Source organism: Streptomyces sp. NBC_00859 (assembly GCF_045161865.1).
Lineage (GTDB): Bacteria > Actinomycetota > Actinomycetes > Streptomycetales > Streptomycetaceae > Streptomyces.
This window is the reverse complement of record NZ_CP108826.1, coordinates 4,800,905-4,816,125: the sequence shown is the minus strand read 5'-3', so window position 1 is coordinate 4,816,125 and position 15,221 is coordinate 4,800,905. Positions and strand designations below refer to the sequence as shown.

Sequence of the window (15,221 nt, the reverse complement as noted above, 5' to 3'; positions counted from 1 at the left end):
AGCGGATCACGGGCTGTTCAGGTAGGTGAGAACGGCAAGGACACGGCGGTTGTTGCTGTCGTCGTCGGTGATGCCGAGTTTGCCGAAGAGGGAGGTCGTGTATTTGCTGATGGCGCTCTCGCTGAGGAAGAGCCGCCGGCCGATGGCCTGGTTGGACAGTCCCTCGGCCATGAGGCCGAGCACGGAATGCTCGCGTTCGGTGAGCCGTTCCAGCCGCCGGTTCGAGGACCCGCTGGACAGCAGTTTGGCGATGACGGCCGGGTCCATGGCCGTTCCCCCACCGGCGACGCGTTCCAGGGCGTCGATGAACTGGTCGGCGTCGAAGACACTCTCCTTGAGGAAATATCCGATGCCGCCGGCGCCGTCGGCCAGGAGTTCGCGGGCATACAGCTGCTCGACGTACTGGGAGAGGATGAGGACCGGCAGTCCAGGCAGCTCGCGACGGGCGGCGAGAGCGGCGCGCAGGCCCTCGTCCGACTGGGCCGGCGGCATGCGGACGTCGATGACGGCGACGTCCGGCCGCCACCTCAGCAGCGCTTCGAGGGTCTCGGGTCCCGTGGCGGCCGTCGCCACCACCTGGTGCCCGCACGCCTCGATGAGGCGGACCATTCCGTCGCGCAGGAGGTAGAGGTCCTCGGCTACTACGATTCGCATGGCACCATCATCCTCACCCGGGTCGGGCCACCGGCCGGGCTGGTGATCTCCAGGGTGCCGTCGAAGACCGCGAGGCGGCGGCGCAGCCCGGCGAGGCCTCCGGCGTCTCGGATGACGGCTCCACCGCGTCCGTCGTCCTCGACATCGACGACGACGATGCCGGCGCCGTCCTGGGTGATGGAGATCCGGGCCCCAGTCGCGCGGGCGTGCTTGACCGCGTTGGTCAGCAGTTCGGCGACGGCGAAGTAGAGGGCTGACTCGACCGGCGGGTCCAGGCGGAGCCGGAGGCCGGCGCTGACAGCCGCTTCCAGCGGGCTGTCCAGGGCGAGAGCGCGAACGGCATCGACGAGCCCGCGGTCGTTCAGCACGGGCGGGTTGATTCCCTTCACCAGTTCACGGAGTTCGGCCAGCGACGCGGTGGCGCCTTCCCGCGCATCCCGCATCAGCGCTCTGGCCTGTTCAGGGTCGGTCTCCATCAGCTTCTCCGCAGTCGCCAACGACAGCCCGAGCCCGACCAGGCGGGCCTGTGCCCCGTCGTGCAGGTCCCTCTCGATCCGGCGGATTTCGGCGGCCTGGGCCACCGTCGCCTCCGCACGCTGGGCGGTCAGCTCGTCCACCCGGTCCGACAGCTCCATGGCGGATGACGGCCGCAGGTAGCGGACGGCGACCGGCACGACGGGACGCCAGGCGTACGGCGCACTGGCGACGGCCATGCCCAGGCCGAGCAGCCCGGCGACGCGGCCGGGTATCCCCGGCCGGCCGAGCCCGATGACCGCCACGGCCACCCCGGCCGGCGGAAGGCACGCAACGAGGCCCGCGGTGAACGGCGCGACAGCCACGAAGCGCAGGTCGCGCCAGTTGGCGGGGTCGCTCCATCGGACCCGCCACTTCTGGTCCAGGAGGGCGTCACGGCGGGTGCGCTCGTAACTGAAGCCGTTCCACCAGTACCCGGTGGACATCCGCGTCACCGGCCCGGCCTGCCGGTATCCGGCCGGGACGACAGCTGCCGTCCACTTCGCTACGAGTGAGCGGGTCATCCGGCAGACCGGGCGGCACAGGGCGAGCGTCCCCACGCACACCAGCACGACCGGCCCCACCCACGACCACGGGTTCCCCGCCCCCCACCAAATCCCCAGTGCCACGGCGCCGGCCCACACGGCCGGGACCAGCATGCTGACGACCGACACGACGCACGCCCTGACGAACCCCACGCCGACGCGCGCCGGCCACGAACCCAGCTGTCCCATGATTCTTCTGTCGCCTTCCGTTCGGTGCTTCCACTGTGCACCGCACTGAGTCCGCCACCGCCCTGGTCAGCAGGGAAGTGGGGCTGGCCCCACCCACCCGTGGGTCCAGACGGATACCGCGTCAGGCGGGCGCTTCGTAGCGTCGATGAGCATGGAGACCAACAGACACACCACAGCCGGGGCAGCATCCCTCGACACCCCCCGCGCCCAGGAAGCCTTCGGCACGGCGAAGAACAGCATCAAGGTCTACGGCGCACTCGGCGCCGTCGCCCTCCTGGCAGTCGTCGCGGTATCGGGCAGCGGTCATACGGTGAATACGTTCATGTGGGTCCGGGCAGTCCTGCTGCCCGTGGTCGCCCTGCTGCTCCACCGGACGGCCACCTCCGCCTCCCGGGGATCCCGGCGGGCCTTCGAGCGCTTGACCGCCCTCGTCGTCATCATGCCGATCGCGATCATCGGCGTCGACCTGATCCCGGGCGTCTGCCCTGCGTGGTACGCCGTGATGCAGGCCCTCTGCATGCTGCCCGTCATCCGAGCCGCCTTCACCACCCGCGGCTCCGCACTGCGCGCCGCCTTCCCCAAGTCAGGCTGACCCCCCTCAGCTCCCGCGGGCTCTCCGGGCTCGGACTGCGCAGTGGTGCGTGCGGCCCCACGGCGGTCACAGGCAGGCCCGCAATGGGAGGGGCAACGGCTGAGATGGCGAGCCCCACGAGTTGCCGGGCCCCCTCAGCGCGGAAAGCATTGAGGGGTGAGCCATGCCGATGTGGGAGATGCCGCGTACCTCCGCTTCCCGAACCTCCACGGCGACCTGCTGTGCTTCGCCACCGAGGACGACCTCTGGGTCGCGCCTCTCGCCGCCGGGGCCGAGCGCCCCGACCGGGCCTGGCGGATCACCGCGGACCGGACCCGGTTGGGCCAGCCGCGGTTCTCCCCCGACGGCGCACACATCGCGTACACGTCCTGGCGCAGCCTGGACCCGGAGATCCATCTGGCCCCCGTACAGGGCGGCCCGTCCCGGCGCCTGACGTACTGGGGCTCCCTGGACACCCGCGTCCGGGGCTGGACGCCCGAGGGCGACATCCTGGCCGTGGCCTCGCACAACCAGCCGTTCTCGCACTTCAGCTGGGCCTACACGGTGGCCACCGACGGCTCACCGGGGGCCAAGCTGCCCTGGGGGCCGGTCCACGACATCGCGGTCGGCGACGTGGGCGGCGAGCGGCGAACGCTTCTGCTCACCGGGAAGCCTCCGCACGAACCGGCCGCCTGGAAGCGCTACCGCGGCGGCGCCACCGGCCGCCTCTGGCTGCACGGGGAGCGGCTGCTCGCCGGGATCGACGGGCATCTGGGCTGCCCGATGCTGGTCGGCGACCGGGTCGCCTTCCTCTCCGATCACGAGGGGATCGGCAACCTGTACTCCTGCCTGCCGGACGGCACGGATCTGCGCCGCCACACCGACCACGACGCCTGGTACGCGAGGAACGCCTCCACCGACGGCCACCGGGTGGTCTACCAGTGCGCGGGCGATATCTGGCTGGCCGACGACCTGTCGCCCGGCGCGGTGCCGCGCAAGCTGGAGGTCCGCATCGGCAGCCCGCGCACGGGCCGGCGCGCCTATCAGATCCCCGCGTCGGCGAACGTGGACGGCCTGTCCGTCGACGAGACCGGGCGCGCGAGCGCTGTCCTCGTACGCGGCAGCCTGTACTGGCTCACCCACCGCGACGGCCCGGCCCGCACCATCACGGACACCCCCGGGGTACGGGTCCGCCTGCCCGAGATGCTCGGCAGCGCGGGACGGATCGCCTACGTCACGGACGCGCAGGGCGAGGACGCGGTCGAGGTCGCGTACATGCCGCGCGCCAGCGGCGACCGGCCGCCCGTACTGCTCGCCGCGGGCGAGCTGGGACGCGTCCAGGAGATGGTCTCGGACCCCGAAGGGGAGCGGCTGGCCATCGCCTCGCACGACGGGCGGCTGCTGCTGCTCACGGTTCCGCAGGACACACCGGACGGAACACCGGGACCCGAGGGGGCGCCGGGGGACGGCAGCGCGGACGGCGAGCCGGCGGACCCCCGGGCCGGCGGTGACGGTGACAGTGACGGCGAGGGCGGGGTCACCGAGCTGATCCGCTCCCTCAACGGCCCGGTGCGCGATCTGGCGTTCTCCCCCGACGGCACCTGGCTGACCTGGTCGCACCCCGGGATCGGCCGCTCGCTGCGCCAGATCAAGATGGCGAAGATCGCCGGGCCGATGGCCCCGACCGTCGTCGATGTCACCAACGGCCGCTTCGAGGACGAGAACCCGGTCTTCACCAGCGACGGCCGCTATCTGGCGTTCCTCTCCTGGCGCGGCTTCGACCCGGTGTACGACGTCCACACCGGCGACCTGTCGTTCCCGCTCGGCTGCCGCCCGTACCTCGTGCCGCTCACCTCCACGACGCCCTCGCCCTTCGCCCTCTCCCCCGACGGCCGCCCCGCGGCAGGCGGTCTCGACCCGGCCGACGATCCGGGGGACAGCGCGGACGGCAGCAAGGTGCTGGTCGAGATCGAGGGGCTGGAGAGCCGGGTCACGCCCTTCCCGGTGCCCGCTTCGAAGTACTCCTCGCTCTGCCCGGTCAGCGGCGGCGGTCTCGTCTGGCTGCGCTGGCCCATCTCGGGCGCGCTGGGCGAGACGTTCGTCAATCCGGCCGACATCTCGGGCCGCCCCACGCTCGAACACTTCGCCGTCGCACGGGCCCGCAAGACCGAACTGGTCGGCCACCTCGACTGGTTCGCCATCAGCGGCGACGGCAGCAGGCTGGTGGTCATGGACCTGGGCGAGCTGCGCGCGGTTCCCGCCACTGACATCGGCGACAACGACACCACGGTCTACCTCGACCCCCGGCGCATCCTGCACGACGTCGACCCCGCGTCCGAGTGGCGCCAGGCGTACGACGAGGCGGGGCGCATCATCCGCTCCTACTTCTGGGAGCCGGAGATGGGCGGCATCGACTGGTCGGCGATCCTGGCGCAGTACCGCCCGCTGGTCGAACGGGTCGCGACCCCGGACGAGTTCGCCGACCTGCTGCGCGAGGTGCTCGGCGAACTGGGCACATCGCACGCGTACGTCACCGCCGCCCGTCGCAACGAGGGACCGCCCCACTACCAGCGGGTGATGGGCCTGCTCGGCGCGAATCTGGTGTGCAGGGAGGGCGCCTGGGTGGTCAAGCGCATCCTGCCCGGCGACTCGTCGGACTCCAAGGCCCGCTCCCCGCTGGCGGGTACGGGTATCCGCGAGGGCGCCGCGCTGACCCATGTCGACGGCCGCCCGGTGGACCCCGTCACCGGCCCCTACCCGCTGCTCGCCGCGGCGGGCGGCACCACGGTCGAGCTGACCTTCGGCCCGGCGGGCCCGGAGGGCGGCTCCCGCCGGGTCGCGGTGGTCCCGCTGATCGACGAGCGGCCACTGCGCTACCAGGACTGGGTGGCCAAACGGCGCGCTGTCGTACGGGAGTTGAGCGACGGCCGGTGCGGCTATCTGCACATCCCGGACATGGGCGGCTCGGGATGGGCGCAGTTCAACCGCGATCTGCGCCTGGAGGTCTCACGCCCCGCGCTGATCGTGGACGTACGGGGCAACGCGGGCGGGCACATCAGCGAGCTGGTCGTCGAGAAACTCACCCGCACGATCCTGGGCTGGGACCTCACCCGGGACGCCCAGCCCGTCTCCTACGCGTCGAACGCGCCCCGCGGCCCGGTGGTCGCCCTCGCGGACGAGGCGACCTCGTCCGACGGCGACATGATCACGGCCGCGTTCCGGCTGCTGGGGCTCGGCCCGGTGGTGGGCCAGCGCACGTGGGGCGGCGTGGTCGGTATGACGGGCCGCCACCGGCTCGGCGACGGCACGGTGATCACGGTCCCGATGAACGCGGCCTGGTTCGACGACTACGGCTGGTCGGTCGAGAACCACGGTGTGGAACCGGACGTCGAGGCCCTGCGCACCCCGCTGAACTGGGCGGAGGGCCGGCACGGGCAGCTCGACGACGCGGTGTGGACGGCGCTCGACCTCCTGGCGGCGAAGCCGGCCGCGGAACCACCGGACTACTCGGCGGTACCGGACAAGCGGCGGCCGACGCTGCCGCCCCGGTAGGGGCACGCGCCCGCGCTGTCGCGGACGGGCGCGTGCGGGCAGGCCGCGCACCACCGCACGGCCCCACACCACCGCACGCCGAGAGGGCGCGCCCCCCAAGGGAGGCGCGCCCTCTCACGGATTCACGTTCAGGAGTCGAACTGGTCCCGGACCTGGTCGGCCTGGCCCTGGCCGCGATCCCGCGCCCGGTCCGCGACGTTCCCGCCGCGCTCCCTCGCCTCGTCACCGGGGCGCGGCGAGCGCTCCGGAGCCTTGTCCTTCGCACCGTCAGCCGACTGCTTGCCCTTGTCGGCGAGCTGCTGCGCCTTGTCCTTGAACTGGTCCTTCATGCCCATGAGGTTCACTCCCAGTGAAGTGTGAGGGGATGGAGGGCTGTGCCCTCCAGGCCTCAACCAGACTGACATGACGGAACATTCACCGCATTTCGATCAGTCACGCTCCGTGCGCGCCTTCTCGTCCGCCACCCCGCCGGCACCCACCAGGCCCCTGCTCACCCCGGCGAGCCTCGGCTCGAAGCGCCGCATCTCACGCTGGCCGACCGTACCGATCAGCGCGGGCAGGTAGCCCCGTACGGACTGCATCCCGCGCAGCCACCACTGCGCGTACACGTGCGCGGACCGCCGCTCGACGCCGGCCACGATCCGGTCGACGGCCGGGCCCAGCGGATACGTGCGGTTCGCCGGCCACGGCAGCCGCTGGCGCAGCTCCCGCATCACGTCGTCCTCGTCGGCGCCGCGCACCATGTCCGTATCCGTCCAGGACAGGTAGCCGACGCCCACCCGTACGCCCTTGTAGCCGACCTCGGCCCGCAGGCAGTGCGCGAAGGCCTCGACACCCGACTTGGACGCGCAGTACGCGGACATCATCGGCGCGGGTGTGACGGCGGCCAGCGAGGCGATCTGGAGGAAGTACCCGCGGCTCTCCATCAGCACCGGCAGGAACGCCCGCGCGGTCACCGCCCCGCCCACCAGGTTGACCTCGATGACCCGCCGCCACGACTCGGGGTCGGAGTCCACGAAGGGCCCGCCGGACGCCACCCCGGCGTTGGCGACGACGATGTCGACCTTCCCGAAATGCGCCTTGACCTGCTGCGCGATGTCCGCCATCGCCACATGGTCGGTGACATCGGCGTACCAGTACGCGCTCTCGGTGTGCAGACGGCCGGAGACCGCCTTCAGCTCGTCCGGCTCCAGGCCGACGAGCGCCACCTTCGCCCCGCGCGCCGAGAGCTTGCGGGCGAGCAGCTCACCGACCCCGCGCGCGGCGCCCGTGACGACCGCGACCTGGCCCTCAAGACTCGTCCTGCTCATACGGCCTCCTCCTTCTCCACTCGGTCCACCCGCAGATGGGCGGCGACCAGTTCACGCAGGCGCGCGCCGACCACCTCGGGCGCCTCCACCGGCGTCATGTGCCCGATCCCCACCAGTTCGGTGAGGCCGAGGCAGTGCGGCAGCGCCGCAGCCAGTTCCCGTGCGTGCACCGCAGGGGTGAGCCGGTCGGCCGTTCCGACGACGACCGCGGTGGGCACGGTCAACTCCCGTATCACCGAACCCAGATCGAGGGCCGCGAGCACATGCGACCAGCCCACCCGCGCCGCCCGGGGGCAGGCGTGCACGATCCGCGCACATGTGGCCACCCGGTCCGGGGCCGAACCGGGGCCCATCGTCGCGTACTTGAGAATCCTTCTGGACACGGGCGTGACGGGCCCGAGCGGCGCCCGCGACCCGAGCACCGCGCCCGTCAGCCGGGTCCGCAGCCTGCCTGGCCGCATCGGCAGCACGGTCGCCTCGGCGATCAGCCGCGAGCTGCCCGTACTGCACAGCAGCACCGCCGCCGCGTGCTCCCGGAACCCGGGCCGCGCTCCGGCGGCCATCATCGTCATCCCGCCCATGGAATGGCCGCCGAGCACAGCCTGTTCGCCCGGTCCGAGGGTGGCGGCGAGCACCGCCTCCAGGTCGTCGGCCAGGGTGTCCGTGGTGTAGCCGCCGGGGTCCGCGCCGGGCGTGCGCCCGTGGCCGCGCTGGTCGTACACCACCACCCGGTGGTCCGCCGAGAGGTCCCTGATCTGGGCGTCCCAGAAGCGGGTGGAGCAGGTCCAGCCGTGTGCGAGCACCACAGCGGGGGCGCCGTCGGGGCCGTGCACCTCGACGTGGATACGCGCCCCGTCGGCGGAGACCGCTGTCAGCTCCCGCACTCCCACGCCGCTCACACCGACTCCCGGTCCACGGTGCGGTCCTGGGCGCCGTCGCTGTCGTGATCACCGGTGCGCTGCCGTACGACGGTCTGTCCGGCGGCGGCCCGTACGACCTCGTACTCACCGAGGTCAACGCCGAGCGTCGCCTTGCGGAACTCGGCTGTCGTGCCCGGCCAGATCGTCGTGTTGCGCCCGTTGGCGTCGAGGTACCAGCTGGTGCAGCCGCCGGTGTTCCAGACGGTCCGCTTCATGCGCTCCTGGACGCGGACGTTCCACGCGTCCACCGCCGCCGGGCGGGGATCGAGCGCGACCCTGCCGCCCAGGACGTTCAACTGGCGCATGTAGTCGGCGAGATAGCTCAGCTGGGCCTCGATCATCAGGATCATCGAGGAGTTCCCGAGCCCGGTGTTCGGACCGATGATGGTCATCCAGTTGGGGAACCCGGCGGCCGTCGCCCCGCGCAGCGACTCCATGCCGTCCTTCCACGCCTCGGCGAGCGTGACGCCGTCGGCGCCCACCACCCGTTCGGCGATCGGCATGTCCGTCACATGGAAGCCGGTCCCGAAGATGATCACATCCGCCTCGGTCTCGGTGCCGTCGGACGCGACCAGCGTATTTCCCCTGACCTCCTTGAGTCCGGAGGCCACGACGTCCACATTGGGCTGCGCCAGAGCCGGGTAGTAGGTGCTGGAAAGGAGGATGCGCTTGCACCCGATCCGGTACGAGGGCGTGAGCTTGGCCCGCAGCGCCGGGTCCTTGATGGACCGGCCGATGTTGGCCCTGCCGATCGATTCGATGAGCCCGAGCTCGTTGGGGTGCTTGGTGAAGGCGCTGACCTGGAGCTCTCGTATGCTCCACAGCAGCCGCCTGCGCACCGCGGCGGTGGCGGGCACCTTCCCGTGCAGCCACCGCTCGGCACCGCTTATGGCGCGGTCCATCCGGGGCATCACCCACGGCGGGGTGCGCTGGAAGAGGGTGAGCCGCCCGGCCTCCGGCTGGATGGCGGGCACGATCTGGATCGCGGAGGCACCGGTCCCGATCATCGCGACGCGCTTGCCGCGCAGGTCGGCCCCGTGGTCCCACTGCGCGGAGTGGAAGACCTCGCCGGAGAACGAGTCGAGTCCCGGCACTTCCGGCATCTTCGGGTCCGAGAGCGGCCCGGTCGCGGAGATGACCACGTCGGCGGTCAGCGTGCCCTGCGTGGTCTCGATCTCCCAGCGCAGTTCGGCGGAGTCCCAGTGCATCATCTGCACCTCGTGGTCGAGGCGGATATGCGGCCGCAGCCCGAAGGTGTCGGCGACGTTCTCCAGGTAGGCCCGGATGTGCGGCTGGCCGGAGAAGGTGCGCGGCCAGTCGGGGTTGGGCGCGAAGGAGAACGAATAGAGGTGGGACGGCACGTCGCAGGCGCACCCCGGGTAACTGTTGTCTCGCCAGGTCCCGCCGACCGAGCCGGCCCGTTCCAGGACGACGAAGTCGGTTATTCCCTCGCGGCGCAGCCGGACCGCGGCCCCGAGGCCACCGAATCCGGATCCGATCACCGCCACTCGTACGTGCTCGTGCTGGGCCATGCTGCCGCCTCCCGCAGTACCCCGAACTCTGCCAGTAATCACTGGCACAGTTGGAGAGTAGAACAGTGGCGTACTCATGGGTAGGGGGCAGACCAAGGAAAGTTCGCGCCGGTACGGCATAGGCTTCCGGCGTGGCAGAGGAAAGAACGGGGCGCGAGTACCGCATGGAGGAGCTGGCCGAAGCGGCCGGTATCACCGTGCGCACCCTGCGCTTCTACCGCGAACGCAAGCTGATCCCGCCACCGCGCCGCGAAGGCCGCATCGCCTGGTACGACGAACACCACCTGGCCCGGCTGCACACGATCTCGGCCCTGCTGGAGCGCGGTCACACCCTCAGCGGCATCGCCGATCTCGCCACGGCCTTCGAGAGCGGCCGGGACGTGGGCCAGCTCCTGGGCCTGGCCGCCACCGAGCCGCCGGCCTGGACGGAGGAGGAACCGGTCCGGCTCACTCCGGAGCAGCTCGCGGACTACTTCGAGGGCGAGGTCACAGCGGAGAACCTCGCAGCCGCCCTCGACCTCGGCTATCTCGCCACGGACGGCGACAACATCATCCACATCAGCCGCCGCCTGCTGGACGTATCGGCGGCCCTGGTCCGCCAGGGCGTCCCGCTGGCATCGGTCCTCGCGTCGGGCCGCGAGGTCCGCAGGCACACCGAGGCCCTCACCGAACTCTTCTCCGGCCTGGTCCGGACCCACCTCGGGGACGAGGAGTTCACGAGCGCGATGGAGCGGGTGCGGCCCCTGGCGAAGGACGTGGTGGAAGCGGAACTCTCCATGTCGCTCGACCGGCGGGTACGGGCGGAGAAGAGCGGCCCGGAAGGGGAGTGACACCCGCCGGGCCGCCCGCACCGCAGCCACGTACGCCATGGCCGTGCGAGCCGGTCCGGTCCTGCCGGCCGTACGGGGGCGCAGGTCCTACAGGTCGTACACCGCCGTCACCGGCGCGTGGTCGCTCCACCGCTCGTCGTGCGTGGCGGCCCGCTCGACCCAGGCCTTGACCGCCTTGGCGGCCAGCCCGGGGGTCGCCACCTGGTAGTCGATGCGCCAACCCGAATCGTTGTCGAAGGCGCGCCCCCGGTAGGACCACCACGAGTAGGGGCCCTCCACACCGGGGTGGAGCGCCCGCACCACGTCGACGTAGGCGCCGTCGTCCCCGGCGAAGACGCGCGTCAGCCACTCGCGCTCCTCGGGCAGGAAGCCTGAGTTCTTCTTGTTGCCCTTCCAGTTCTTGAGGTCGGCCTCCTGGTGGGCGATGTTCCAGTCGCCGCAGACCACGACCTCACGGCCGTCGGCGGCCGCCCGTTCCCTGAGCCCCTGGAGGTACGGCAGGAACTCCGCCATGAACCGCAGCTTCTCGTCCTGCCGCTCCGTGCCGACCTCACCCGAGGGGAGATACAGGCTGGCGACCGTCACACCGGGCAGGTCGATCTCGGCGTACCGCCCGCTGCCGTCGAACTCCGCACTGCCGAAGCCGATCTGCACCCGCTCCGGCTCACGCCGGGCGTACAGCGAGACACCCGCGCGCCCCTTCGCAGCAGCCGGAGCGTGCACGGTGAACCACCCCTCCGGCTCGCGGACCTCGTCGGTCAGCTGCTGGGGCTCGGCGCGTACCTCCTGGAGGCAGATCACATCGGCGTCGGTCTGCGCCAGCCACTCCACGAAGCCCTTCTTGGCGGCGGCGCGCAGCCCGTTCACGTTCACGGTGGTCACGGTGATCAAAACATGCTCCTACTGCCTGCTGTCCGAGTGAGGCAGCCTACCCATCCGCCCACGGGGCGGCGCCGGGCCGCCGGCACAGCCGCAGGTACGGCCCTCGCCGTGCGAGGCCGGAACGCGCATGGCCGGCTTCAGCGATCGCCGCGCAGCACTCCCGCGTCGCTGAGTACGACGCGGACGTCGTGCGCGAAGCCGGCCGGGTCGTCAAGTCCGAACGCCGTGTACTGCAGTACAAAACCGTGCAGCAACGCCATCACCACACGCGCTCCGCGATCGGGGTCCAGCCCCGCCGGCACAGTTCCCGCCCGCCGACCGGCGCGGAGCGCGTCCGCGATGCGTTCCCGTACACGCTCGAAGCCCGCCCCGGCCTGCTCCCGCAGCCCTTGGTGCCGCAGCAGCTCGCCCCATGCCTGGACCGCGCAGCGCAGAAGCTCGTCGACAGGGACGGCCCGGCCGGTGCCGTCGACAGCGACCTCACCGCTCACCGGGTCGACCGCCGCCGCGACCAGATCGGCGACCGTCACATCGCCGGCCTCGCCGACGAGGCGCTCGACGGGATCGAACATCACACGGAAGGCGTCACCAGCGATCTCCAGGATCAGCTCTTCCTTGCCGGCGAAGTAGCGGTAGGGGGCGCCCACCGACACACCCGCCTCAGCCGCGATGTCGGGCATCGACGTCTGGTGGAAGCCGTCACGCGAGAAACAGCGACGGGCCGCCGCCACGATCTGCGACCGGTTCGCCGCCCGGCGTTCGGCAGTGATGCGCGGCACGGGTCACACCCCTTCCGTAAATGAACAGTCATTCGCCTTGACGGCGGCGAACGCCTTCCCTCACCATAAACGTGAACGCTCATTCACGGAAGCGGCCCGCGCTGCGCGAGGAGAAGGAGCACCACGATGACCGAGCTGAAGCTCAAGGTGGGCCTCTACCGCTACGAGCACACCGAGCCGCTGTTCGACGGACGGGTCACGATCGCCGGCGTCGACGCCACTCTCGACACCTCGCCGCTGATCTCCGACGTCTTCTGCCGCATGGCCAAGGGTGAACTGGACATCGCGGAATTCGGGCTGACCTACTTCCTGCGCACGTTCGACCTGGACGATTCACCCTTCATGGCCCTGCCGGTCTTCCCGAACCGCAACTTCCGCCACTCGTCGCTGTTCGTGAACACCGACAGCGGGATCGAGAAGCCGGAGGACCTCGCGGGCAGGACCGTCGGGGAGTTCGCGCTGTGGGGCCACGACCCGGGGGTCTGGATGAAGGGCGTCCTGGCCGAGGAGTACGGCGTCACGCCCGACCGGATGCGCTGGGTGATCGGCGGCACCGATCACCCGATCCCCGCCTTCGACTGGATTCCGCAGCCCGTCCCGGACGGCGTCGATGTGCGCCACACCGAGGGCGACCAGACGCTCGGAGCCATGCTCGAAGCGGGTGAGATCGACGCCCTGCTGTCGGTCGACGTCCCGCAGGGCCTCATCGACGGCTCGGCGAAGAAGATCCGGCGGCTGTTCGTCGACTACGGGGCGGTCGAGCGCGACTACTACCGCCGCACCGGCGTCTTCCCGATGATGCACGTCGTCGCGATCCGCCGTGAACTGGCCGAAGTGCCCGGCCTGGCGCAGTCCGTGTACCGCGCGTTCAGCCAGGCCAAGGACATCGTGCAGGAGCGGTACCGGGCCGGTGCGGCCAAACAGCACATGTCGGTGATCACCCCCTGGTTCAGCGAGCTGTTCGCGGAGAACCGCGCGCTGCTCGGCGAGGACTGGTGGCCCTACGGCATCGACGCCAACCGCAAGGCCGTCGACACCTTCCTGCGCTACCACCACGAGCAGGGCCTGTCGAAGCGGCTGCTCACGTCCGAGGACATCTTCGTCCCCGGTCTGCGCGGCGCCGCTCAAGGGTGAGTTCCCACCACGCCCGCCCGACCGTGGCCGTCCGGCAGACGGGCAGACGGGCAGACGGGCAGACGGGCAGACGGGCAGGCAGACAGACAGTCACAGTGAACGCGTTTTCACCCATTTAGGATGGGCCCGACGGGCGGTACGACACCCGTCGGCACCCGCATCACCCTCCCCCTATGTATAGATGTACGGTTTAACGCATGAATATCCAGCCGGTCCGCTACGATCACCCCGACGCCGTCAAGCTCAACGACCAGGTGCAGCTCGAATACGCCGAGCGGTACGGCGACGACGGCGACATCACACCGCTGGACGCCACGATGTTCGACCCGCCCGCCGGGCTCTACCTCCTGGCGTACGACGAGGACGACAGGCCGGTGGCGACCGGCGGCTGGCGGAACCAGGACGGAGCCGGTGAACACGGCTACTCGGCCGGGGACGCCGAACTGAAGCGGATGTACGTGGTCCGCGAGGCGCGCGGGCTCGGGCTGGCCCGGCGGATACTCGCCGCCCTGGAGGAGAGCGCCCGTGCGGCGGGCCGTACCCGCATGGTGCTCGAAACGGGCGACCGGCAGCCCGAGGCGATAGAGCTGTACGCGTCGAGCGGCTACGCGCCCTGCGAGAAGTTCGGCCACTACCGCGAGTACGAGAGCAGCCGCTGCTTCGCGAAGCAGCTGACCCCGGCAGCCGAGTGAGCGGCGGGCCCGCGCGGCACACGGGGCGGCTCCGGCCCCGCACGCCGCGCCGGAGTCACCGGCACCGCCGCCCGCGCCCGGCTCAGCGCACCCGGCCGACCCCCACGTAGAACCCGCTCCGCTCCTTCTCCGGCGCCGGCCCCTCCTTGTACCACTCCGTCGCGGGCACCAGCCCCGGCTCGACGAGATCGAGCCCGTCGAAGAACGGCTCGACCTCGGCCCGCGTACGCATCCGCAGCTCGATGGCGCCCTTGCGGTACGCCGTCCTGGTCTCGTCCTCCAGCTCCGGATGCTGGTCCGCCGTGCCGTGCGAGAGGACCAGGTAACTGCCGGGCGGCAGCGCGTCCACGAGCGTGCGGGTGATGCCGTACGGGTCCTGGTCGTCGGGCAGGAAGTGCATCAGCGCGATGAGCGACAGGGCTACGGGCCGCTCGAAGTCGAGCAGTTGACGCGCGCGTCCGAGAATCAGCTCCGGCTCGCGCACATCCGCGTCGATGTACTCGGTCGCACCCTCCGGGCTGCTGATGAGCAGGGCTTCCGCGTGGCGCAGCACGATCGGGTCGTTGTCCGCGTAGACGACCCTGGCCGTGGGCGTGATCGCCTGGACGACCTGGTGCAGGTTGGGCGCGGTCGGGATCCCCGTACCGATGTCGAGGAACTGATCCACCCCGTTCCGCGCGAGCCAGCCGGCCGCGCGGTGCATGAAGGCCCGGTTCCGCGCCGCGTTGGCGCGCGCTTCCAACGGCAGCTTCTCACCGACCTGCTGATCGACCGGATAGTTGTCCTTGCCGCCCAGGAGCCAGTCGTAGACGCGCGCCGGATGGGGTCTGCTGGTGTCGATCAGGGGCTTGTCGCTGCCGGCCGTCACAGTGTGCTCCTCGGGTGTTCGAATCGCGTGCCCTACAAGGTAGTCGGGACGGTAGCCGGAGGCCGTACGGTCGACGCACCCGGTCGGCGCCCGCCGCGCCCCGTTCCTTCGGGTTGCCCTCAAGTCCCTTGCGCAGGCGGGCTCTTCAGGCTTCAGGGCTCGTCCCACCCGACAGGATTCTTCGAATCGCGGAGACCCCGGAGACCTCTTGACAAAGGAGCCGGAGCCTACCGATCATTGAACCGACAGG

At 71.0% G+C, this 15,221-nt stretch carries 14 protein-coding genes; 5 read left to right on the top strand and 9 right to left on the bottom strand.

Annotated elements, in window-relative coordinates; all coding sequences use genetic code 11:
- Positions 1 to 6: 6 nt before the first annotated feature.
- Positions 7 to 654 carry a LuxR C-terminal-related transcriptional regulator gene (locus OG584_RS21040; RefSeq protein WP_405779987.1) on the bottom strand — a complete coding sequence of 216 codons (648 nt, stop codon included), beginning with the start codon at positions 652 to 654 and terminating at the stop codon, positions 7 to 9.
- Positions 642 to 1,901, bottom strand: a complete 1,260-nt coding sequence (locus tag OG584_RS21035) for a sensor histidine kinase (protein ID WP_405779986.1) — start codon at positions 1,899 to 1,901, stop codon at positions 642 to 644. The genes OG584_RS21040 and OG584_RS21035 overlap by 13 nt, the downstream gene beginning before the upstream one ends.
- Before the next feature lie 151 nt (positions 1,902 to 2,052).
- Between OG584_RS21035 and OG584_RS21030 the strand changes: the two genes are divergently transcribed.
- Positions 2,053 to 2,493 (top strand): hypothetical protein, encoded by a 441-nt coding sequence (locus tag OG584_RS21030; RefSeq protein ID WP_405779985.1) that lies wholly within the window; start codon positions 2,053 to 2,055, stop codon positions 2,491 to 2,493.
- 156 nt (positions 2,494 to 2,649) lie between these two features.
- Entirely contained in the window at positions 2,650 to 6,024 is a 3,375-nt protein-coding gene (locus OG584_RS21025; protein WP_405779983.1) for a S41 family peptidase, read from the top strand.
- Positions 6,025 to 6,152: 128 nt separating this feature from the next.
- Here OG584_RS21025 and OG584_RS21020 read toward each other — a convergent pair whose 3' ends face one another.
- The 4 genes from OG584_RS21020 to OG584_RS21005 all read right to left on the bottom strand — a co-directional run bounded on the left by OG584_RS21020 (position 6,153) and on the right by OG584_RS21005 (position 9,786).
- Positions 6,153 to 6,353 carry a hypothetical protein gene (locus OG584_RS21020; protein WP_405779981.1) on the bottom strand — a complete coding sequence of 67 codons (201 nt, stop codon included), beginning with the start codon at positions 6,351 to 6,353 and terminating at the stop codon, positions 6,153 to 6,155.
- Between the two features lie 99 nt (positions 6,354 to 6,452).
- Positions 6,453 to 7,334: an SDR family oxidoreductase gene (locus OG584_RS21015; protein ID WP_405779979.1), complete on the bottom strand. Its 882-nt coding sequence runs from the start codon at positions 7,332 to 7,334 to the stop codon at positions 6,453 to 6,455.
- Positions 7,331 to 8,233 carry an alpha/beta fold hydrolase gene (locus OG584_RS21010; protein WP_405779977.1) on the bottom strand — a complete coding sequence of 301 codons (903 nt, stop codon included), beginning with the start codon at positions 8,231 to 8,233 and terminating at the stop codon, positions 7,331 to 7,333. The genes OG584_RS21015 and OG584_RS21010 overlap by 4 nt, the downstream gene beginning before the upstream one ends.
- Positions 8,230 to 9,786, bottom strand: a complete 1,557-nt coding sequence (locus OG584_RS21005; RefSeq protein WP_405779975.1) for a flavin-containing monooxygenase — start codon at positions 9,784 to 9,786, stop codon at positions 8,230 to 8,232. The genes OG584_RS21010 and OG584_RS21005 overlap by 4 nt, the downstream gene beginning before the upstream one ends.
- 131 nt (positions 9,787 to 9,917) lie before the next feature.
- Between OG584_RS21005 and OG584_RS21000 the strand changes: the two genes are divergently transcribed.
- Entirely contained in the window at positions 9,918 to 10,616 is a 699-nt protein-coding gene (locus OG584_RS21000; protein WP_405779973.1) for a MerR family transcriptional regulator, read from the top strand.
- Positions 10,617 to 10,703: 87 nt separating this feature from the next.
- On the opposite strand, the gene OG584_RS20995 is transcribed toward OG584_RS21000, so the two are convergent.
- Positions 10,704 to 11,498: an exodeoxyribonuclease III gene (locus tag OG584_RS20995; RefSeq protein WP_405784202.1), complete on the bottom strand. Its 795-nt coding sequence runs from the start codon at positions 11,496 to 11,498 to the stop codon at positions 10,704 to 10,706.
- Positions 11,499 to 11,635: 137 nt separating this feature from the next.
- Positions 11,636 to 12,277: a TetR/AcrR family transcriptional regulator gene (locus tag OG584_RS20990; RefSeq protein ID WP_405779971.1), complete on the bottom strand. Its 642-nt coding sequence runs from the start codon at positions 12,275 to 12,277 to the stop codon at positions 11,636 to 11,638.
- Positions 12,278 to 12,403: 126 nt separating this feature from the next.
- Here OG584_RS20990 and OG584_RS20985 point away from each other — a divergent pair, with 126 nt between their 5' ends.
- Positions 12,404 to 13,411 (top strand): 4,5-dihydroxyphthalate decarboxylase, encoded by a 1,008-nt coding sequence (locus tag OG584_RS20985; protein WP_405779969.1) that lies wholly within the window; start codon positions 12,404 to 12,406, stop codon positions 13,409 to 13,411.
- A gap of 197 nt (positions 13,412 to 13,608) precedes the next feature.
- Positions 13,609 to 14,103, top strand: a complete 495-nt coding sequence (locus OG584_RS20980) for a GNAT family N-acetyltransferase (RefSeq protein ID WP_405779967.1) — start codon at positions 13,609 to 13,611, stop codon at positions 14,101 to 14,103.
- An 82-nt stretch (positions 14,104 to 14,185) separates the two neighbouring features.
- Here the strand turns inward: OG584_RS20980 and OG584_RS20975 are convergent, their stop codons facing one another.
- Complete coding sequence (locus OG584_RS20975) at positions 14,186 to 14,971, bottom strand: SAM-dependent methyltransferase (RefSeq protein WP_405779966.1); 786 nt, start codon at positions 14,969 to 14,971, stop codon at positions 14,186 to 14,188.
- Between the last annotated feature and the right edge of the window lie 250 nt (positions 14,972 to 15,221).